The 1,342-nt window shown below is 72.5% G+C and carries 1 protein-coding gene and 1 pseudogene; both read right to left on the bottom strand.

All coding sequences use genetic code 11. The features are described 5' to 3' along the window. A pseudogene (locus ESO86_RS17075) lies at positions 1–635 on the bottom strand (hypothetical protein); the annotation flags it as partial. A gap of 77 nt (positions 636–712) precedes the next feature. Beyond that, positions 713–1,144, bottom strand: coding sequence for a DUF1761 domain-containing protein (locus ESO86_RS17070; protein WP_129235973.1), 432 nt, complete (start codon positions 1,142–1,144; stop codon positions 713–715). Positions 1,145–1,342: the final 198 nt, after the last annotated feature.

Here is a 1,342-nt window from a genome sequence, read left to right as displayed (position 1 = left end):
ACCGATTCCGAGGCCGCATCGAGCGCGAGGTTCGCCTGCTCGCGTTGCCCGGCCTCGCGACGAAGCTCCGCCAAGCCGACGCCGTGCTCGGCGAAGCCGAGCAGCTGGTCGGCCTCGGCGGGGTTCGCATCGACCTGCGCGAGCGCCTCGCGCGCGTACCGCACGGCGAGGCGGTCGACGGTCTCGCGCGCGTGCGGGATCCGCGCGCGCAGGCGCTCGATGTCGACGCGGATGCCCGCGATGATCTCCGGGGCGCGCCGCGCCCGCGCGATCCGCTCGGCGAGCGCCGAGGTCCGATCGTCGATGAGCTCCTCGGCCCACTCGCAGAGCTGCACGATCCGCGCGTTGCGCGTCCGCAGCTCCTCCGGGGTGTCGGGGATGTGGTCGTGGTTCAGCTGGTGCAACCGGAACGCCTCGGCCAGGTGGGTGCCCACCGCGGTCAGCGCCTCGCGGAGGGGCTCGGTCACCTCGGCGCCCAGCTCCGCCTCGGCGAAGTCGAGCTCGTCGGTCGTGACCCGGATCCGCTCGTCAGCGTCGACGAGGGCCGTGCGGGCGCGTACCGCGAGATCGGCATCGAGCGCGTCGAGTTCCTGCTGCTGCTCGTCCCGCTTGCGCTTGCCCCAGAACCCGGCCATGCCTCGATCCTAGGGTCGGCCCGCCGAGCCTTTCCCGAGAGCGCGCGGGGCACCGGCGAGCGCCGGCGACCGCTCGCTCAGACCGTGCCGGCCGGCGGCCACACCCCGATGATGAGCCCCATCACCACGAGCGTGACGAGCTCGTGCCCGATGTTGAGGATCGTGAGCGACGACGGGCGGCCCTCGAACGCGTCGTGCGTGATGAACCGCGCGGCGGTGAGCCCGGCCCAGAGGATGATCGCGGTCAGCAGCGCCGACAGCAGGTAGCTGCCGCCGTAGAAGTGCCACGCGATGGTCGACGCGCCCGCGAGCACCCACGCCGTGATGAAGCTGACGATCACGGTCACGACGATCGGCATCACGGCGCTCGAACCCGGCCGGTCCATGTCGACGTTCGCGAGCTTCGACCATCGGGTGCCGAACACGCCCCTGGCGTACCAGATCGTGCCGACCAGCATGCTCGACAGCGTCGCCAGCAGCACCGCCCAGTAGTTGATCTCAGGGACCATCGTCGCCTCCTCGCCACGGCCGCGGCCGCGCCATCCGCCGTATCGCTGCCGCTGAGCGCGAGCGTACTCCTGTCGCGCCTCGCGACGCGCGCCCCGCACCCCGCGCGCCGCACCGCGCTCCCGCCGATACCCGCCGCATCGCGTCGGGTTGCCGATTCCGCCGGGAATCCGGCGACCGTTCCCGGCGAAAGCGGCAAC

It is taken from the genome of Agromyces binzhouensis (assembly GCF_004135055.1).
GTDB lineage: Bacteria > Actinomycetota > Actinomycetes > Actinomycetales > Microbacteriaceae > Agromyces > Agromyces binzhouensis.
Note: the sequence above shows the minus strand (reverse complement) of the source record. Positions and strands in the feature narration are given on the sequence as shown.